Here is a 17924-nt window from a genome sequence, read left to right as displayed (position 1 = left end):
TGTACAGGATTCAACGGTCCCGGACCGATTCCTTGCGGGCAGGCGAGCCCTGGACCGCCCTGGTGCCTTCGGCCCTGCGTACGTATTCAGAGAAAGCGCGAAAAGAACCCGAGCACGCGGCGGGGGTACTCCTCGGGAGAAGCCAGGAGGTAGTCCCCATGGCCCGCGCCCGGCACCCGCCACTTCTCCCAGGGCCCGCGGCCCTGACCCAGCAGGTGGTCCAGGGCGGAGTCGGGCACCCACGGGTCCTCGGTGCCGGCCACCAGCAGGACGGGGCGGCCGGTCAGCGTGGCCATGTCCCGGGCGGGTTGCACGGCGTTCACGTCCACGCCCGCGCGCTTCATCACGCCCAGCGCCGGCCACAGGCCCAGAGGGCCATAGTGACCCAGCTCGTCCTGGAGCGCCTGCGCGGGCGCGACGGCCGCGGCCTCCACCACCACGGCCTTGAGGCGCGGATCACCCGCCGCCGCCTTCAGCACCGAGTAGCCGCCCAGGGAGAACCCGAGCGCGCCCATGCGCCGGGCGTCCACCTCCGGCTGGCGCGCCGCGAAGTCCACCGCCGCCCGCACCTGATCCGCCTCGCGGTCGCCGTAGGTGGACACCGTCCCGTCGCTTTCGCCGTGCGCGCCCAGGTCGAACAGCACCAGCCCGTATCCTTCCCGGGCGAGGAAGCGGGCCTCCGGCAACAGTTGTGTACGGTTGCCTGAGAGGCCATGCACCAGGATGACGAGCGCTCCATTGCGCGGCGGCAGATACCAGCCCTTGAGCCCCAGCCCTTCACCGGCCTGGAACGCCACGGCGCGCAGTCCGGCGAACACGGCGTCTTCCGGGAGCGGTCCCACCGGATTGCGCGGGGGATGCACCTCCGAGTCGATGTAGCGCGCGCTGCGCACCGCGACCCAGGCCGCCAGCCCCAGCAGCACCACCCCGCCCAGCAGCAGCCCGGTGACGAGCCCGCGCTTCATGCCGGGCCCCGGGCCTCTTGCTCCATCCACGCGTCCAGCTTCGCCTCCAGGACGTCCAGTGGCAGCGAGCCGGTCAGCAGCACCTGATCATGGAAGGCCTTCACGTCGAAGCGTGAGCCCAGCGTGGCCTCCGCCTTCGCGCGCAGGGCGCTGATCCGCAGCTGGCCGACCTTGTACGCCAGCGCCTGCGCCGGCCACGCGATGTAGCGGTCCACCTCGTTGGTGACGTCCAGCTCCTGGCGCGGGGCGTTCTCCATGAAGAAGTCCAGGGCCTGTCGCCGCGTCCACTGCTTCGCGTGCAGGCCGGTGTCCACCACCAGCCGCACCGCGCGCCACATCTCGAAGGCGAGCTGGCCGAACTTGTCGTGCGGGTCTTCGTACAGGCCCAGCTCGTCGCCCAGGGACTCGCAGTACAGCGCCCAGCCCTCGTCGAAGGCGACGTAGGACGTGAAGCGGCGGAACTCCGGAAGCTGCGTCTGTTCGGAGGCGAGGGAGATCTGGAAGTGGTGGCCCGGCACGGCCTCGTGCAGCGTCAGGGGCACCATCTCCCAGACGGGCCGCGTCTCCGGCCGGTAGAGGTTCACCTGGAAGAGGCCCGGGCGCGAGCCGTCCGAGGCGGCGGGGAAGTAGAAGCCCGTCGTCACGTCCGGGGCCATCGCCTCCGGAACGGGTTCGACGACGTAGGGCTTCTTGGGCATCGTGCGGAACAGCCGCTCCAGCAGCGGGTCGATGCGCTTCGCCAGCGCCTGGTAGCGCGCGAGCAGCGCTTCGCCCGTGGGCTCGTAGAAGCGTGTCTGTGTGCGCAGCGCTTCGAAGAACTCCTGGAGCGTGCCGGTGAAGCCCGTGCGCGCCATCACCTGGAGCATCTCCGCGCGCAGCCGCTTCACCTCTTCCAGGCCCACCGCGTGGATCTCCTCGGGGGACAGGCGCGTCGTCGTGTGCCGGCGCGCGAGGACCGAGTACAGTGCTTCACCATCCGGGAACTGCCACACGCCCACGGTCTCCGGGGCGGCGGGCAGGTACTCCGTCAGGAGGAAGTCCCGGGTGCGCCGGAGCGCGGGCACCACCGCGTTCACGATGGCGTCGCGGCCTGCCTGCGCCAGCCGTCGCGCGTCCGCTTCCGGCACGTCCTTGGGGATGCGGGTGAAGGGGCCGTAGAAGCCGCTCTGGGTAGCGTCCGAGACGAGCTGCCGCTCCAGTTGCGGCGGGATGCGCTGGAGCACGATGCGCGGGTGGATGCGGTGCTGGCGCAGGCCCTCGCGCATCAGGGCCACCACCTGATCCGCGTAGGTCCCGAAGCGCTCCAGGCGCTTCACCCAGTCCTCGTAGTCCCGCACCGTCTCGAAGCGCAGGGTGTCCGCCAACTGGTACGCCGTCTGGAGTCCCGGCGGTTGCTTGAGCCCCTCCGGCAGGCCGCCCAGCTGGTTGAGGGGCAGCAGGTGCCACTTCACCCCGTACTCCTCCACCCACGTCTCGTGCATCCGGCGGAAGAGGTCCAGGTGGAGCCGGTCCGCGTCGTCGTCCAGGGCCTCGCGGTCCACGCGGGCAAGCTTCGCCAGCACGTCATGGCTGTGCCGGTGGTCCGCCTCCAGCCCGGCGAGGCTCAGGTCGTCCCACCGGTCGTTCCACCGGCGGTCCCCCAGCAGCGAGGCATAGGTGGGGTACTGCTGGAGCGAGTACTGCCACTCCGCGTCCAGCAGGGCGTGCAGCGCGGCGGAGGCGCCGCCGCGCTGGGAGGTGGATTCGGGAGACATGGACGGACTCCGGAAGGGGAGCGCTGCGACGGACCGCGACTACACGAACATCGACGGATCGAACTCGTCCACGTTGACCGGCAGGATGCGCGGCAGGGGACGCTGGAAGACCTTGGCGTTGAGCTCCAGGTCGACGATCTTCAAACCGGACGGCACCAGTTCACGGAAGCGCTGGCTGACGTATTCGCGCAGGCCCAGCACTGCCACCTGGCGCTTCTCCTCCAGCAGCGGCTTGAGGGCCTCCGCGAAGTCCGCGCCGTCGTGGCTGGCGAGTCCCACCGCCGCGCCGGGGCGCTGGGTGCGGATGTTCTCCAGCAGCTTCAGGATGCCCAGGTCCACGACCTTCTGATCCGGCCGGCCGTGCAGCAGCGCGACCTCGCAGCCCGCGGACTTCAGGGCGCGCACGAAGCCGATCATCGCGTCCGGGAGCTGCTCCCCGCGCGCGTTGAGCACCACCACGCAGCGCACCGGCTTGGGGAAATATGTTTCACAGAAGCCGATGAGCCGGTCGAACTGCACCCGATCCTGGGGTTCGGGTTTGCGGCCCACGATGTTGGAGACGGCCCAGTCGACGTTCTCGGCGTCGATGAGCACGTAGGAGGCGGCGGCTGGACGGACGGGTTGCATGGCGGTGACAATACGCGCCCCGCTGGCGATTGGGGGCATCTTCAGCGCGCGCGGATCCGCTGGAACTCAGCAAGCAACAATTCCGAGACCCTCCGCACACGCGGAATATCCAAGGCGGACTTCGCGCACACCAGGTGTGTCTGGCTCCGGGCGAAGGGCCCCAGGTCCAGCTCCAGGGGCACGAGCTGCGTCGGCCGTTGGAAGCGGTGCGCCATGCGCCCCAGCACCATGGCGCCCAGCCCGGCCTCCGCCGCCGCGACCAGCAGCAGGTAGTTGTCCGCGGTGAACGACGGCGCGAAGCCGGGGATGAGCGACTCCAACTGGGGGTTGGGCGGCACCGTGTCGAACGGGGGCGCCCAGGCCACCCACGGAAGTTGTTGGAGCGTCACCTTCTTCGGCAGCCGCGCCTTGAGCGCCTTGGAGACGAAGACGGCGTTGGTGAACTCCAGCGTGTCCACGAGCTTGAGGTCCGGACTGGTGGGAGGCCGGCTGCGCAGCGCGAGGTCCGCCTCTCCGCGCGCCAGGTCCAGGTACTGCACCTGTGACTGAACCTCCAGCCGGAGGCCCGGGTGCTTCTGGGCGACGAAGGCCGCGAAGGGGGCCAGGAAGTCGAAGCCCAGGTAGGGCGTGCTCGTCACCCGCACGAGGCCCCGGGGTGAGCTGTCCGCGGACTCCGCCGCGCGGTGCAGCTCGCCGGCCCACTCCGCCATCTTCTTCGCCGGCACCACCAGCCGCTCGCCGGCCGCCGTCAGCGCCGCGCCGTCCACGCTCCGGCGGAACAGCGCCGCGCCCACCGCGTACTCCAGCGCGGCCAGCCGGCGGCTCACGGTGGGCTGTCCAAGGCGCAGCCGCCGCGCGGCGGCACTGAAGCTGCCTGTCTCCGCGATGGCCAGGAACAGCCGGGCGTCGTCCCAGGAGATATCCATAAAGGGATGGCATCATGCCCATTTCATGGATTCCCATCCATGGGTGGATCCTCCATGGTGCGGTTCGTATCGAACGCCCGGGCCCGTCCCGGAAGGAGTTCTCGCCATGAAGTCCACGCTGCTCGCGCTCTGCCTCGCGGTGGTCGGCACCGGTTGCGCCACGTCCTCCCACGACTTCCAGAAGTCCGCGCTGGGGGTGACGAAGCCCGCGTCCGCGCTGCTCGCGGAGCTGGATGCGCCGGGGCCGGTGGAACTGGAGACCATCACGTCCTGCGACTGGGCGGTGGAGCGCGGCGGTCTCATCAACCTGGACCACCCCACGGCGAAGGCGGCGCAGTTGAAGGATGACGACGAGCCCATCCAGGTCTTCTTCCATGCGCTGCGGCATCCGTCGCAGGGTCTGTACATCGTGGACACCGGAATGGAGACGGCCCTGCGGGACGCGCCGGACCGGTCCGCGATGCGCGGCATCGTGGCGAGCCAGATGCACATGGAGAAGATGAAGGTGCTCATGCCGCTGGGTGAGTGGCTGGCGAAGCAGCCGAAGCCGGTGGCGGGTGTCTTCCTCACGCACCTGCACCCGGACCACATCACCGGCATGGCGGATGTTCCGGCGGGGACGCCCGTCTTCACCGGCCCGGGAGAGGCCGCCAAGCGCAACTTCGTGAACCTGTTCGTGCAGGGCGCCGTCGACCGCGCGCTGGAGGGCAAGCCGGCGCTGTCGGAGTGGAACTACACCGCGGATCCGCAGGGCCTCTTCGAGGGCGCGGTGGACATCTTCGGGGATGGGTCCGTGTGGGCGCTCTGGGTGCCCGGTCACACGCCGGGGAGCACCGCGTACCTGGTGCGCTCGACCAAGGGGCCGGTGCTGCTGCTGGGGGATGCCAGCCACACGCGCTGGGGGTGGGAGCACGACGTGGAGCCGGGCACGTTCACCCAGGATGGGCCGCGCAGCGTGGAGAGCTTCCGCAAGCTGCGCGCGTTCGTCGCGGCGCATCCCGGGGTGGAGGTGCGCTTCGGTCACCAGCACTGAGCTTCAGTGCGAGGCACCCGCGCCGCCGCCGCGAAACGCGCGGCGGTAGGCCAGGGGGCTGGTGGTGACGATGCGTTGAAAGTGTTCGCGGAAGGCCGTCGTCGAGCCGAAGCCCACCTTCTCCGCGACGGCTTCCACGGACTGGCCGGTGGTCTCCAGCAGGTGTTGGGCGCGGCGCACGCGGGCGCGGAGCAGCCACTGGAGGGGCGTGGTGCCGGTCTGTTCCCGGAAGCGGCGGCTCAGGGTGCGCTCGCTCAGCGCCGCCTTGCGAGCGAGGGAGGGCAGGGTGAGGGGCTTGTGGAGGTGGTCCTCCATCCACCGCAGCAGGGGTTGCAGCGATGCGCCTTCCGGGGTGGGCGGTGCGTGGGTGATGAACTGGGATTGGCCGCCGTCGCGCTCCAGGGGCATCACCGACCGCCGTGCCGCTTCCGCCGCCACCGCGGAGCCGTAGTCCCGCCGCACCAGGTGCAGGCACAGGTCGAGCCCCGCGGCAGCGCCGGCTGAAGTCAGGAGTTGGCCGTTGTCGACATAGAGGACGTTCGGATCCACCTGGATCTCCGGGTGGCGCCGGGTCAGCTCCTCCGTGGCCAGCCAGTGGGTCGTCGCGCGAAGCCCATCGAGCAGCCCTGTCGCGGCGAGCAGGAAGGCCCCCGAACAGATGGACGCGATGCGCGTGCCCCGGGTGGCCGCGGCGCGGACCGCGCTCACCAGCCGGGGTGGCACTGGCGCGGAGATGTCCGAGACGCCGGGCAGGATGAGGGTGTCCGCCCGGGCCAGCTCCGCCAGTCCGTAGCGGGTCTTCAGTTGGAAGGGGCCCGCGTTGACTTCGGGTGTCACCCCGCAGACGCGGACCTGATAGCCGGGGGCGCCACCAGGGAGGCGGACGCAGCCGAACACCTCGCACGGTGTCGAGAGATCGAACGACACCACTCCATCCAGCGCGACGATGGCGACGACGTGCATGGCGGGAAGATACCAGTCCGACGGGTTCCCGCCAGGTGGCTGTGCCTGGCGGGAAGTCGTTGAAGATTGGCGTTTCCGCCACTCACGTCTCCGGAAGGGCGCATGCCATACGGGGCTTCGTGGCGATGGACGCCATCGGGTCCCCGAGGCTGTTGGTGCTGATCTACCGCTTCCTGCTCCTGCTCAAGTTCTCTGGCGTGGTGCTCTACGGAGGGGGGCTCATCGGGGCGCTGGTGGCCACGAGCCCGGTGGACCGCAAGCGAGCGGTGCATGCCATCGCGTCACCGGGGCTGCTGGTGACGTGGACGGCGGGCTACTTCCTCACGCTCCAACTCAATCTGGCGCTGACGGAGCCGTGGATCCTGGGTGGGCTGTCGTTGTCGTTGCTGTCACAGCTCGCGCTGGTGGCCATGGCGACACGCGAGCGCCGCACGGTGGCGGGGGCGTTGATGGCCGTGGTGCCGTTCTTCTTCGTGCTGGTGCTGATGATCTTCCGGCCGCGCTGGCCCGGGGTGGACTCATGAACGCGCTGCGACAGTTGCGGCTCATCGCCTTCCTGGAAGGGATGTCCTTCCTGGGGTTGCTCTTCGTGGCGATGCCGGTGAAGTACCTGCTCGGACAGCCGCTGGCGGTGCGCATCGCGGGCAGCGTCCACGGACTCCTGTTCCTGCTCTTCGTGTCCTCGCTGTTCCGAGCGGCCTCCGAGCACGGATGGCCCGCGCGGCGCTCGTTCGCGGCATTCGGCGCGTCGCTGGTGCCGTTCGGGAACTTCGTGCTGGACCGCGCCCTCAAGCGTGAGGAGGAGGAGGGGGCGCCAGGGTGAGCCTTGCTTACCCCCCGCGGAACGCACCCGCGGAGATGACCAATAGCTCCGCGCCCGACGCTGCCTTCGCGCCAAAGGGGTCGAGGCGGGTGCTGGCCTGGATCCTCAAGGCCGCGTCATAGGTGGAGTAGGCGTTGACGATGGCATCGGAGAGGAACGTGCTGCTGGCTTCGCCGGCTTGTGCCGCGATGACACCCAGCGCCGCGTCGAGCGTGAGGAGCGCCTCGATGCTGGCATTCACCGCGTCCTGGAAGTGAAGCTGCGTGTCGGCGGTCACCCCGAGATGCGTGCCCAGCACCGACGTGCGTCCGCTGAAGGCGAGCTGCGTGGAGTAGTTCGCCCAGGACTGACCAGCCGCACTGGCGGAAGGGGCGCCGGCCAGCCCGGTGCGAAGGGTGGTGGCGGCGGTGTCCGCCTGGGCCGTCAGCGCTTCGGTCGCGCTGGCTGCCTGGAGGAGGGCCTGTACGGAGGCCTCGGTGGCGCGACCTTCCAGCGCGGCGGCCGACCGCACCGATGCGTCGGCGATGCCGGAGCCCGCTGGCGCCTTCGCCTTCACCACGAAGCGGAACGCCACGCTGGCTTCGCGCTCCGCCTGCTGTTCCTGCTGCGCGTTCGCCTCTTTCGTGGCTTCGCGCACCGCCGCGAAGAACGCGTCGTACGCCTCCGTGGAGGACTCCCCACCCGCATCCAGCCCGGCGTCGAGCTTCGCTGCCGCATCCAACGACGCCGCGAAGAGATACTCCTGCGTGACGAGGGAGCCCGCCCGGGCGTACGCCTTGAGCCGCGTGGCCTGCGCTGCACGCATCGCCGCCGCGAGCGCCTTCACGGAACCCGCCGCTGCTTCGTCGCTCGAATCGCCGCGCACCGCCGCCGCCTGCTCCAGGTTGATCCGGGTGCGCAGGTCCACCGTGTCCACGCTTGTAGGCGAGGCTCCGTCCTTCACCATCCGCACGAACACCTCCGCCTCCAACGAGGACTCCGTGTTGATGGGGGGCGCGATGCGCGCGTCCTCTCTCTCCGCCGGCTGCGTGGAGTCCAGCAGCGCGGAGGCCACCGTGAGACCCTTTGAATCCACCGCCTCGATGACCACCCGGTCGTGCGCCTCGTCCAGCTCCAGGCTGTAGCCTCCGCCTGACTCGACGTCCGCCTCGGCCAGTCGCTTCAACGCACCGTCCGAACCCACGCTGCTGGCACGCACCTTCACCGTGGCCGACACCGCCCCGTCGCCGCCCAGCGCGGGCTTGCCGTCGGTGAGCCCCTGGGGCTGCTGGCCGATGCCCTGGGTGACGTGGCCCCGGACCTTCACGTCGCCGCCGCCACAGCCCACCAGCAGCCAACACGCCGCCGCACCCAGAATCCCTCGAGCCGTGAGACACATCCGCATGTGTGGACAACCCCTGGCCGGACGGGTTCGCCACGGCGCTCGGAGGACTCTAACAAGGCGCGGACACCCGGCCCCTACCGCTTCGCCGCTCCGCCCCCGGGAGGCGCTGCCCCCTTCCTCGTTCGCCCCCGCGCAGGTGTGGGCGTCCGCGAATCCATCTCCTGGAAGGCTTCGGACACGAAGTCGACGAAGACGCGGACGCGCGGCGACAGGTGCCGGCGCTCCGGATAGACGATGTACACGTCGGGCCCAGGCGTGTGCACGGAGGTCAGCAGGGACTGGAGCCGTCCGTCGGCCAGGGCCTGCTCCGCCACGAACTCCGGGATGCGCGCGATGCCCACGCCCTCCAACGCCAGCGCCAGCAGCGCTTCGTTGTTGTCGGATGCGAAGGGACCGGGCACGTCCACCGCGACGCCATCCAGCCTCCACGGGACGCGCTGCCCGTCACGCAGATAGGCCAGACACGCATGGCGCTGGAGGTCGGCCACCTTCCGGGGCGTGCCGCGCCGGCGCAGGTACGCGGGCGACGCGCAGATGACCGCGCGCGAGTCTCCCAGCCGCTTGCGGATCAGCCGCGCATCCGCGCTCTCCCCCATGCGCAGTCCCACGTCCATCCGCTCCTCCACCAGGTCGATGAAGCGGTCGGTGAGCCCCAGCTCGCACTCGACCTGCGGATACGCGGCCAGGAACGCGGGCAGCCTGGGCACCAGCCAGTAGCGGCCCAGGTCCATGGGCGCGGTGATGCGCAGCGGCCCCCGGGGGCCTTTCGATTCGCGCAGCTCCCCCTGCGCCGCTTCCAGCTCCGCCACGATGCGCTGGCCCCGCTCGAACAGGGCCAGCCCCTCCGGGGTCGGCTGGAGCGTCCGGGTGCCGCGTTGCAGAAGCAACACCCCCAGGCGGCCCTCCAGCCGGGCCACCGTCTTGCTGACCGCGGACGGGGACACGCCGAGCGATCGCGCCGCCGCGCTGAAGCTGCCGGACTCAATCGTGCGCACGAACGCGCCCAGCCCGGCGAGCGGCTCCTGGAGGAGGGTCATTCGCGAACTCTAGGAACAGGACATGTGCCCGACAAGCCACTACCCGTCCACCTGGGAACAATGCAGGTTGTGATTCCTCTCACAGGAGCAGGTCATGAAAGTCTTCGTGCTGGGCGCGACGGGGTACATCGGTGGGTCGGTGGCGGTTCGGCTGATGGCGGCGGGACACCAGGTGGTGGGCACCGCCCGGACGCAGGACAAGGCCCGCGAGCTGGAGGCGCGTGGCATCCAGGCCACCGTCGCCTCGTTCGACGACGTGGACGTGCTGACGCGGCTGGCGAAGGAAGCGGATGCCGTTATCAACGCGGCGTCCGCGGATGATCGCAAGACCGTGGAGGTGTTGCTCGCCGCGCTCAAGGGGTCGAACAAGCACTTCATCCACACCAGCGGCTCCAGCATCGTCGCCACCGACACCGGCGGCACGCTGACGACGCAGGTGCATGACGAGGACATGCCCATCGACCCCGTCCCGGAGAAGGTGGCCCGCATCGCGCTGGACACGCTCGTGCTGGAGGCGAAGAAGGAGGGCATCCACACCAACGTCATCTGCCCGTGCCTCATCTACGGCAAGGGCCTGGGCCTCAACCCGGACAGCGTCCAGTTGCCACCGCTCATCAAGTACGCGCGGGAGACGGGCACCGCCCGCTACATCGGGAAGGGCGAGAACGTCTGGTCCAACGTGCACATCGAGGACCTGGCGGACCTGTACCTGATGGTGCTGGAGCGCGCGCCGGCCGGAACGTTCTATTTCGCGGAGAATGGCGAGGCGAACTTCCGCGACGTGGTGACCGCCATCGGCAAGCGCTACAGCCTGCCCGTCGGCAGTATGCCGGTGCCGGAGGCGGAGAAGCTCTGGGGCGTGGAGCTGGGACGTCTGGCGCTCGCGTCCAACAGCCGCATCCACGCGAAGCGGGCCCGGGCGCTGGGCTGGAAACCCCACCGGCCCTCGGTGTTCGACGTCATCGCGCAGATGAAGTAGGCGCCCACCCGCAACCATCCAGGGTGGGAGGGGTTGAGGAGGGCATGACCCGACGCCCCCTGCTCCTGGCCTCGCTGCTGTTCACGACCCCCGTCTTCGCCTTCGGCGAGGACCTCTGCTACGCGGCGAATGGCACCGCCCCGCTCAACTGTCAGCCGCTGCCCGCCGGCTGCGCGTCCGGAGACGCCTCCGCGGCATGCAAGTCGGCGGCGCTGACGGCCGCGGCGAACGCCAAGGAGCAGTCCAGCGGGGGACGCAGCCTCATCCACGTCGACGCCACCTACCTCCTGGCGCAGGCCGTGGGCTTCACCGCCACCAGCGCGTACTGGATCGCCGCCTACGACGAAGCGACGGACCTGGGGACGTTCGCGCCGCGCACGCTCACGGGGGCTCCCGCGACGAACGCGACGGCCCTCACCACGAAGTCCATCACCGGCGTCACCCGGGGCGACTTCGAGCACGGTGGCGTGCTCTTCCACTTCGTCGCCCCGCGCAACGGCGGCGCCGCGTACCCCGACCCCGCGGTGGACGGCCTGCACCCGGACGCCAGCGACCCGGACGAGGTGCTGCTCACCAACCTCCGCGCCTGGGCGCTCCAGGGGCAGGGCGCGGGGCGCGGCTGCACCGGCGGCTTGACGGTGCCGGTGTCCGGGGCCAACTACGCGCAGGGGCCCCTGTGCTACCAGTGGAACAGCCAGCCCGGCGTCGTCAGCGGCAGCCTCGCTGCGGTGGGGCCCTTCTCGGTGCCGTTCAGCGCGCCCACCGGGCCGCAGGTCATCGACGTGGGCACCGGCGTGCTGTCCACCGGCTTCGACGCGTACATCGGGACGTACGCCGCCGACGCTCGGGCCGGCATCTACCTGCACACGCTGGCGGATCGCATCTCGCACCACGTCTGCACGGACGCGTCCACGAACACCGGCCCCGTGGGTCTGCCGCGCACCTTCACCATCGACATGTCCAACGCCGAATGCGTCCAGACGCTGCACGTGCTCCGCCATGTCTGGGAGACGGGCACCGACTTCTCCGCGCTCCCGGCGCGCGAGCGCACCACGGAGGCCGCGCTGGGCGAGGTGTTCGACGCGCTCCTGGAGCTGGCCACCGCGCGCGGACTGGCCTCTGGCCCCTCGTCCCAGACGCAGACGCTGAAGACCCAGCTCGTCGCGGAGCTGGCCGCCGCGCTTCAGACCTACAACGCCCAGGACCGCGCGCTCGCGGTGCGCGACGTGGGCTGCGACCGGGGCTACGCCGTGCTGCCCGGCATGCCCGCCTGCGTGCCCTGACGCCTTGGAACAGGGAGGCCGCGAGCCGAACAGGCCCGCGGCCTTCCCGTGCCGCACGGACCTCAGTCCGGAAGCATGAAGCTCAGCTTGTGCCGCTGCGCCAGCGCCGGGAAGCCGCGCGTGATGGCGTCCTGCACGTAGCCGGCGAGGTTGGGGAACACGTAGTCCCGTTCCTCGGCGGTGTTCAGCCCCAGCCACGAGGCGAGCGTGAAGCCGTACTGCTCCACCGTCACCGAGGGAAGCCAGCGGCCCTTGTCGTCCGTGGAGCCGTCGAGCGAGCCGCTCAGGTCCAGGTTCGGGAAGGCGCCATAGAGCTTGTTGCCCGCCACGCGGTTGCCCATCACCAGCACGTGGCCGCCCCAGGCGTGGTCGGTGCCCCGCTCCACGTTCTCCTGCAGCGTGCGGTTGAAGTCGCTCATGGTGAAGAGCGTGGACTGCGGCGCGTTGCCTCCGAAAGCCGGGTCCGCCTCCAACAGGTTCATGGCCTGCTGGAACGCGTCCAGCGCGAAGTCCAGCTGCGCGAGCAGCTCCGGCTGATCGACATCCTGGTTCTGGTGCGTGTCGAAGCCGCCGAAGCCCACGGAGAACACCTGGCGCTTCAAGCCCAACCCTCCACTGGCGGCGGGAATGGCCCCCGCGACCAGGTCGCGCACCACCTGGTAGAGCTGGGTGTGCAGCGTCCACCGGTCCTTGCCCACGGGCGTCGCGAACAGCGTATCGATGGTCGCGCGAGTCCCCACGGCGACCTGCGTCCACGCGGCGTCACGCGCGGCCGCTCTCGCGGTGGCGAACGTCTGCGCGGTGCCGAAGACGCCCGCGTAGGAGCCCTCCAGCGCCACGCTGTCCTGAAAGGCCATCACGTCCTTGAGCGCCTGCTGCTGGAGCGCGTCGAAGGGCGCGTCCCCCACGGTGCGGAACGCGAGCGTGCCATCGGCGGCGACCATCAACGGCTTGCGCTCGGCGCCGACGGTGAAGCGCGGCTTGCCGCCGAAGGACGTCACCTCCGGATAGTCCGGCGGGGTGCTGCTGTTGAGGATGTGCAGCTTGTCCGCTGCGCGCCCGCCCCAGCCCGTCACCTTGAGGTCGGACGTCACCGTGCTGGTGGTGGGGTTCGCCAGCGCGCTGGCCCAGGCGTCCTGCTGGTCGCTGTGGGAGAAGAGGTTCTCCGGCACGTCCAGGCTGGCCGTGTAGTCCGCCTTGGTCAGCGGCTTGACGAGCGGGCCCACGTTGCACACGAAGGCGGCGCGGCCCGCGTTGAAGTGGTCGCGCACCTTGAGCAGCGACGGGTGCAGACCGTAGGCGTTCGTCTGCGCCTGTCCCGTCGGGTTGATGATGAGCAGGTCGCCCAGCGGGATGCCCACGTTGGGGCGGGCCGCCAGGTAGTTCGCGTTCTGGGCGCCCAGGCGCGGCACGAGCACGTTGTTGCTGTCACTGCCTCCCAGCAGGAAGACACAGACGGCGACACGGGAGCCGGCGTAGCCCGCGGGCGTGGCGGCGTAGGCGTTGCCCATCCAGCGGGGCAGGGAAGAGGCGGCGGCGAGGAAGCCCAGGCTGCTCGTGGCCCCTCGGAGGAACTGGCGTCGGGTGGTGCTCATGAAGTCACCGCTGGACCTGGAAGGAGGGAGAAAGCGAGGTGAGGTAGAGGGCGAGCTTCTTCTTGCGCAGCACCGTGCCTGCGTTCGGATCCGCGAGCGCGCTCAAGAGGCGCGTCCTCAGCGCCGGATCCATCGTGCCGTGCAGCCAGTACTGGCCCAGCCAGTCGACCAGCGCCGTGGGGTCGGACGGCACCAGGTTGTAGTCCACGGTGATGCCCGAGTTGACCGCCATGTTCGAGTAGAGGAACTCGTGCACGAAGTTGGCGCGCGCGGTGACGGTCGCCGTGTCGAGGATGGCGAACTCGGGGCCGAGCAGGCCGTCGGTGTCGGGAGCGGGGGCGTTGGGCGGGTAGTAGCTGAAGACAGACGGCGAGCGCGTCACCCACTGGCCCAGGCTCTTGCTCCAATTGCTCAGCCGGAGGCCCGGATCCTTGTTCACATCCAACGTGGGCTCCAGCCAGCGCACCGTGTTGGTGATGAACAGCGCGGGCGAGCGCAGGTGGCCGAAGCCGGGCCGCAGCGCCAGGGGCGGCTGGGCGCCGCGCGCCTCGGTGTCCTCCAGGATGGCGCGCACCACCTCCTTCAGGTTGCCGCGATCCCCCTCCTTCGCGAAGACGGTGGCCACGCGCTTCACGTAGGCCGGCGTCGGGTTGCTGGTGACCAGGTGCTGGATGAGCTGCTTGCTGATGAAGGGCGGGACGTTGGGGTCGTTGAAGACGTTGTCCAGCGCCTCCTGCAGGTGCACTTCCGGGGACGCGCCCTCCGTGGTGGAGAAGCCTCGCAGGAGCTGCTTCGAGCCCTTGTCGTGGTTCACACCGCACGCCATCATCGGCTGCGTGTAGTCCGGCGTGGTGATGGTGCCGCCCTTGGCGGGACACGCGGCGGCCTTCCAGGTCCACCCCGACAGCGTGCTGGCGAAGGCCTGCACCTGGGCCTCCGTATACGCGGGCTTGGGCTGACCGGTGTTGGTGTCGAGCTGCACCGAGCCGTTCATGTTCAGCTTGTGCAGGCCGAGCGTGAAGAGCTGGAGCATCTCCCGCGCGTAGTTCTCGTTCGGATCAATGGGATTGCCCGCCGAGTTGAACGCGCGGTTGTTGACCATGTCCAGGTAGCGGCCCATGGCGGGGCTCTTCGTCACCGCCTCCATCAGGTCGCGGAAGTTCCCGAAGGCATGCGTCGACAGCAGGTTCATGTACCCGGCCATCGCCGTCTTCGGATCCGAGTACGCCGTCCGGGTCGACTCCGGGATGCCCAACTGCGAGGCGACCATGATCTGGCTGAGCGCGAACGCCACGCGCAGCCGCAACTGGTCCTCTCCGGCGACGGCGCGCAGGAAGAACTGCGAGCCCAGGTCCGGGGCGGTGTCCGCTCCGCTGAACTGCGCGGCGGGCTGGAGCGCGAACTGCTCCGTGAGCGACGCGGGGATGCCCACCGCCATCACGTGCTCCACGGTGCCCACGGGCGGCGTGGTCACGGTGCGCGCCAGACGCGGGCCGAAGGACGACTGCTCCAGGAAGCGGATGCTGTTCGCCTCACCGGGGGTTTCGAGCGAATCCACGGCCTGCTGGGCTTCGCCCAGGACCTGCTCGGCGGGAGGTGACTGTTCGGGGGGGCCATCGGCCCCTGTGCAGGATACGGCGCACAGGGCGAAGGCCAGGGCGGTGCGACGAAGCATCCGGATACCTCCTGGAACTGCGGGGGACGACCCCGGGAACGTCGGGGCCGCGACGTCGCAGCGGATTCTAGGAGGTTGGTGAATTCCGTGAAATCGGTTTTTTCTGGTAGTGCGGGAACCCTATGACTCGGGAGGTTTCGGGCCGTCCCGGGCGTGGGGCGGCCGCCTACCGGGAGCGTCGGGCCGGTCGCGCGGAGCGGGCGGGCTCACGCACGAGGGAGGTGACCAGGGTCTGTCCCAGCACCTCCGCGGGGGCGCCCTGGAAGCCGGAGCAGGTGAGCTTGAGGCTGATGATGCCGTGCAGCCCCGCCCAGAACACCTCCGCGAGCCGCGCGGGAGGGGTGCCTTCCGGGGTACGGCCGGCGGCCTCCAGGTCCTCGAACACGCGCACCAGCACGGCGAAGGACTGGGGACCCGCGCCTTCTTTCGCGTCCTGGAACAGGGCCTCGGACAGCCGGGCATCCTCCATGAAGATGAGGCGGTAGGTCTCCGGCTGCTTCAGGCCAAACCCGAGGTAGGCCTCCGTCAGGCGTGACAGCCGCTCCACCGGCTCCTTCACGCGAGCGGCGGGCTCCAGCGCCGCGAACAGCTCCTGGAAGCCGCGCACGCACAGCTCGCGCGCGATGGCGTCCCGGTTCTCGAAGTGCAGGTAGAGCGTCGCGGGGGCGTACTCCACGGCTTCCGCGAGCTTGCGCATGGACAGGGCGTCGAAGCCCTCCTTCATCACCATGTCGCGCGCGACCTGGAGGATGTGTTCGCGCAGCTCCGCCCTCTGCCGCTCCTTGCGTTCCGTGATGCCCATGTTTCAAGCGTAGGACTTGACGACGCGAACGGCCAGCAATAAATGAACGGTGTTTACAGAACGGTGTTCAGTGTTTTGGGCGCCGTTCATTCCCCGGGAGAGCGACATGGACACGGACACGGTGGCGTTGTTCGGTGCATCAGGCGTCATTGGTCAGGGTGTGGTGCGAGCGCTCCAGGCGCAGGGGCGGAGCTACCGGGTGGTCGGGCGCTCGATGGAGGGCCTGCGGCGGGAATACGGGGCGGACCCGAAGGCGCAGATCGTCACCTGGAACCCGGAGGACCCGGCGTCCATCCGCGCGGCGGCGCGCGGTGTGCGCACGCTCATCTACATGGTGGGGGTGAACTACTGGCAGTTCCACCTGCACCCGGTGCTGATGCGCCGCACGCTGGACGCGGCCATCGCGGAAGGGGTGGAGCGGGTGGTGCTCATCGGCACGGTGTATCCCTACGGCCTGCCGCGCACCGAACGCGTGACGGAGGCGCACGCGCGCGAGCCGAACACCTTCAAGGGCCGCATGCGCAAGGAGCAGGAGGACCTGCTGCTCGCCGCCGACGCTGCTGGCTCCATCAAGGGCACCATCCTGCGGCTGCCGGACTTCTACGGGCCGGGCACCGAGCGCAGCTTCCTGTACCGGGCCTTCGACGGCGCGCTGAAGGGCAAGCGCGCTGGGCTCGTGGGCCCGCTGGATGCGCCGCACGAGTTCGTCTTCGTGAAGGACGTGGGCCCCGTCGTCGCCGCGCTGATGGACGAGCCGCGCGCGTACGGACACTTCTGGAACCTGGCGGGCGCGGGCGTCACCACGCAGCGCAAGATGGTGGAGGACATCTACGCGCAGGCGGGCCGCCCCGCGAAGATGATGACGATGGGCAAGGGGATGGTGCGGTTCGCGGGCCTGTTCGACCCCTTCATGCGGGAGCTGGTGGAGATGTATTACCTGCTCACCAACCCCGTGCTGATGGACGACTCCGCGCTCAAGGCGCTCCTGGGCACCGTGCACAAGACGTCCTACGCGGAGGGCATCCGCCAGACGCTGGTGGAAATGCGCGAGCAGCAGGCGAAGGCGCACCCGGCGGCGGTCCTCGCGACGACGTGACGGCCGACGTCGCGCGGGGCCGAAGAGGCGTCAGGCCGGGTGGGGTGTCGGGGGGCGTGGAGCGCGCAGGCCCCGCTCCCGCCGGTGGGCGTTCTCCAGGCGCTGCCGGTGGCCCGCGAGCAGGTCGCTGCGGGTGATGATGCCCACGAGGTGACCGGGCTGTTCGCGGGACATCACGGGCAGGCGGCCCACGCCTTCGTCCATCATCAGGTCCGCCGCCTCGCGCAGGGAGCTGTCGTCGAACACGACCGCGGGAGGGCGCTTCACCAGGTCCTTCATCCTCCGGACGCCAGCGTCCTGCCCGTCCAGCAGATCCCTGCGCGTCAGGACGCCCAGGAGCGTGCCTTCGGCGGAGACGACGGGAAAGCCCTGGTGGCGTGAGCCCGCGGCGTCGGATGAAAGCCATGCGCGCACGGCCTCCAGGGGCTGCTCCGCCTGGAGGGTCACCACGGGCTTCAGGCCGTGGTCGCGCACGAGCGCCTGGCCCAGGGCATCCGCGCCCAGCTCCGTGGGGATGCGGCCTCCGCGCCGGGCCAGCTTCTCCGTCATGATGGAGTGCCGCATGAGCAGCGCGGACACGAGGTAGGACACCGAGCAGCCGGCGAGCAGTGGCAGCAGGCCCAGGGGCTGCCGCGTGGTTTCAAAGGCAAACACCACCGACGTCAGCAGCGCGCGAGAGGCCCCCGCGAAGAGGGCGGCCATGCCCACCAGCGCCGCCACGCGCACGTCCACGCCCAGGGCCGGGAACAGGTGCGAGGCGAGCAGGCCCAGGGCGGAGCCCAGACCTCCGCCCAGCGTGAACAGGGGCGCCAGCGTTCCGCCGGACGTCCCGCTTCCCAGCGCCACGGACCAGGAGATGAACTTCAACGCGCAGAAGGCAATCATGGCCATGCCCACGAAGCGGCCCGACAGGATGTCCTCGATGTTGGTGTAGCCCACGCCCAGCGTGCGCGGGGACAGCCACCCCACCACCCCCACCACG

General features: G+C 70.0%; 17 protein-coding genes. 6 read left to right on the top strand and 11 right to left on the bottom strand.

The features are described 5' to 3' along the window. Positions 1-86 precede the first annotated feature (86 nt). Genes D7X74_RS08895 through D7X74_RS08880 form a run of 4 tightly spaced genes read right to left on the bottom strand, consistent with a single transcriptional unit; the run spans position 87 to position 4272 of the window. Positions 87-965, bottom strand: a complete 879-nt coding sequence (locus D7X74_RS08895) for an alpha/beta hydrolase (protein ID WP_120532494.1) — start codon at positions 963-965, stop codon at positions 87-89. Next, positions 962-2719, bottom strand: coding sequence for a DUF885 family protein (locus D7X74_RS08890; protein WP_120532493.1), 1758 nt, complete (start codon positions 2717-2719; stop codon positions 962-964). Before D7X74_RS08890 ends, D7X74_RS08895 begins: the two co-directional genes overlap by 4 nt. Positions 2720-2758: 39 nt before the next feature. Beyond that, a complete protein-coding gene (locus D7X74_RS08885; protein WP_120532492.1) occupies positions 2759-3346 on the bottom strand; it encodes an NYN domain-containing protein in 588 nt (195 codons plus the stop codon). Positions 3347-3387: 41 nt separating this feature from the next. After that, positions 3388-4272, bottom strand: a complete 885-nt coding sequence (locus tag D7X74_RS08880; protein WP_120532491.1) for a LysR family transcriptional regulator — start codon at positions 4270-4272, stop codon at positions 3388-3390. Between the two features lie 106 nt (positions 4273-4378). Between D7X74_RS08880 and D7X74_RS08875 the strand changes: the two genes are divergently transcribed. Next, positions 4379-5305 carry an MBL fold metallo-hydrolase gene (locus tag D7X74_RS08875; protein WP_120532490.1) on the top strand — a complete coding sequence of 309 codons (927 nt, stop codon included), beginning with the start codon at positions 4379-4381 and terminating at the stop codon, positions 5303-5305. Between the two features lie 3 nt (positions 5306-5308). Here the strand turns inward: D7X74_RS08875 and D7X74_RS08870 are convergent, their stop codons facing one another. Next, positions 5309-6268, bottom strand: coding sequence for a GlxA family transcriptional regulator (locus D7X74_RS08870; RefSeq protein ID WP_120532489.1), 960 nt, complete (start codon positions 6266-6268; stop codon positions 5309-5311). A 125-nt stretch (positions 6269-6393) separates the two neighbouring features. Here D7X74_RS08870 and D7X74_RS08865 point away from each other — a divergent pair, with 125 nt between their 5' ends. Continuing rightward, the gene (locus D7X74_RS08865) at positions 6394-6792 is read left to right on the top strand and encodes a hypothetical protein (protein ID WP_233602032.1); all 399 of its coding nucleotides are present in this window, start codon (positions 6394-6396) and stop codon (positions 6790-6792) included. Beyond that, positions 6789-7091 (top strand): DUF3817 domain-containing protein, encoded by a 303-nt coding sequence (locus D7X74_RS08860; RefSeq protein WP_120532488.1) that lies wholly within the window; start codon positions 6789-6791, stop codon positions 7089-7091. The genes D7X74_RS08865 and D7X74_RS08860 overlap by 4 nt, the downstream gene beginning before the upstream one ends. Before the next feature lie 7 nt (positions 7092-7098). Here the strand turns inward: D7X74_RS08860 and D7X74_RS08855 are convergent, their stop codons facing one another. Together D7X74_RS08855 and D7X74_RS08850 are read right to left on the bottom strand one after the other, a co-directional pair. After that, entirely contained in the window at positions 7099-8475 is a 1377-nt protein-coding gene (locus D7X74_RS08855; protein ID WP_147446511.1) for a hypothetical protein, read from the bottom strand. A gap of 74 nt (positions 8476-8549) precedes the next feature. Next, a complete protein-coding gene (locus D7X74_RS08850) occupies positions 8550-9512 on the bottom strand; it encodes a LysR family transcriptional regulator (RefSeq protein ID WP_120532486.1) in 963 nt (320 codons plus the stop codon). Between the two features lie 94 nt (positions 9513-9606). Here D7X74_RS08850 and D7X74_RS08845 point away from each other — a divergent pair, with 94 nt between their 5' ends. Together D7X74_RS08845 and D7X74_RS08840 are read left to right on the top strand one after the other, a co-directional pair. Continuing rightward, positions 9607-10491, top strand: a complete 885-nt coding sequence (locus D7X74_RS08845) for an NAD-dependent epimerase/dehydratase family protein (RefSeq protein ID WP_120532485.1) — start codon at positions 9607-9609, stop codon at positions 10489-10491. 44 nt (positions 10492-10535) lie between these two features. Continuing rightward, positions 10536-11774: a hypothetical protein gene (locus D7X74_RS08840; protein WP_120532484.1), complete on the top strand. Its 1239-nt coding sequence runs from the start codon at positions 10536-10538 to the stop codon at positions 11772-11774. A gap of 62 nt (positions 11775-11836) precedes the next feature. Here the strand turns inward: D7X74_RS08840 and D7X74_RS08835 are convergent, their stop codons facing one another. From D7X74_RS08835 to D7X74_RS08825, 3 genes are all read right to left on the bottom strand, one after another. Continuing rightward, entirely contained in the window at positions 11837-13369 is a 1533-nt protein-coding gene (locus D7X74_RS08835; RefSeq protein WP_120532483.1) for a DUF1501 domain-containing protein, read from the bottom strand. A 4-nt stretch (positions 13370-13373) separates the two neighbouring features. Continuing rightward, positions 13374-15044: a DUF1800 family protein gene (locus tag D7X74_RS08830; RefSeq protein ID WP_120532482.1), complete on the bottom strand. Its 1671-nt coding sequence runs from the start codon at positions 15042-15044 to the stop codon at positions 13374-13376. Between the two features lie 166 nt (positions 15045-15210). After that, entirely contained in the window at positions 15211-15846 is a 636-nt protein-coding gene (locus tag D7X74_RS08825) for a TetR/AcrR family transcriptional regulator (RefSeq protein ID WP_120532481.1), read from the bottom strand. 106 nt (positions 15847-15952) lie between these two features. On the opposite strand from D7X74_RS08825, the gene D7X74_RS08820 reads away from it, so the two are divergent. Then, positions 15953-16942: an NAD-dependent epimerase/dehydratase family protein gene (locus D7X74_RS08820; RefSeq protein WP_120532508.1), complete on the top strand. Its 990-nt coding sequence runs from the start codon at positions 15953-15955 to the stop codon at positions 16940-16942. Between the two features lie 30 nt (positions 16943-16972). On the opposite strand, the gene D7X74_RS08815 is transcribed toward D7X74_RS08820, so the two are convergent. Continuing rightward, a partial coding sequence (locus D7X74_RS08815; RefSeq protein WP_147446510.1) for a chloride channel protein occupies positions 16973-17924 on the bottom strand: 952 nt, incomplete at its 5' end.

This window comes from Corallococcus sp. CA047B, assembly GCF_003612065.1.
Taxonomy (GTDB): Bacteria; Myxococcota; Myxococcia; order Myxococcales; family Myxococcaceae; genus Corallococcus; species Corallococcus praedator.
This window is presented reverse-complemented; position numbering and strand designations above follow the sequence as displayed.

Excerpts from the sequence above, each read along its gene's own strand:
- D7X74_RS08840 (WP_120532484.1), top strand. The coding sequence starts at position 10,536 with ATGACCCGACGCCCCCTGCTCCTGGCCTCGCTGCTGTTCACGACCCCC.
- D7X74_RS08885 (WP_120532492.1), bottom strand. The coding sequence starts at position 3,346 with ATGCAACCCGTCCGTCCAGCCGCCGCCTCCTACGTGCTCATCGACGCC.
- D7X74_RS08870 (WP_120532489.1), bottom strand. The coding sequence starts at position 6,268 with ATGCACGTCGTCGCCATCGTCGCGCTGGATGGAGTGGTGTCGTTCGAT.
- D7X74_RS08850 (WP_120532486.1), bottom strand. The coding sequence starts at position 9,512 with ATGACCCTCCTCCAGGAGCCGCTCGCCGGGCTGGGCGCGTTCGTGCGC.
- D7X74_RS08860 (WP_120532488.1), top strand. The coding sequence starts at position 6,789 with ATGAACGCGCTGCGACAGTTGCGGCTCATCGCCTTCCTGGAAGGGATG.
- D7X74_RS08875 (WP_120532490.1), top strand. The coding sequence starts at position 4,379 with ATGAAGTCCACGCTGCTCGCGCTCTGCCTCGCGGTGGTCGGCACCGGT.
- D7X74_RS08820 (WP_120532508.1), top strand. The coding sequence starts at position 15,953 with ATGGACACGGACACGGTGGCGTTGTTCGGTGCATCAGGCGTCATTGGT.
- D7X74_RS08890 (WP_120532493.1), bottom strand. The coding sequence starts at position 2,719 with ATGTCTCCCGAATCCACCTCCCAGCGCGGCGGCGCCTCCGCCGCGCTG.
- D7X74_RS08895 (WP_120532494.1), bottom strand. The coding sequence starts at position 965 with ATGAAGCGCGGGCTCGTCACCGGGCTGCTGCTGGGCGGGGTGGTGCTG.
- D7X74_RS08830 (WP_120532482.1), bottom strand. The coding sequence starts at position 15,044 with ATGCTTCGTCGCACCGCCCTGGCCTTCGCCCTGTGCGCCGTATCCTGC.
- D7X74_RS08855 (WP_147446511.1), bottom strand. The coding sequence starts at position 8,475 with ATGCGGATGTGTCTCACGGCTCGAGGGATTCTGGGTGCGGCGGCGTGT.
- D7X74_RS08880 (WP_120532491.1), bottom strand. The coding sequence starts at position 4,272 with ATGGATATCTCCTGGGACGACGCCCGGCTGTTCCTGGCCATCGCGGAG.
- D7X74_RS08825 (WP_120532481.1), bottom strand. The coding sequence starts at position 15,846 with ATGGGCATCACGGAACGCAAGGAGCGGCAGAGGGCGGAGCTGCGCGAA.
- D7X74_RS08865 (WP_233602032.1), top strand. The coding sequence starts at position 6,394 with ATGGACGCCATCGGGTCCCCGAGGCTGTTGGTGCTGATCTACCGCTTC.
- D7X74_RS08835 (WP_120532483.1), bottom strand. The coding sequence starts at position 13,369 with ATGAGCACCACCCGACGCCAGTTCCTCCGAGGGGCCACGAGCAGCCTG.
- D7X74_RS08845 (WP_120532485.1), top strand. The coding sequence starts at position 9,607 with ATGAAAGTCTTCGTGCTGGGCGCGACGGGGTACATCGGTGGGTCGGTG.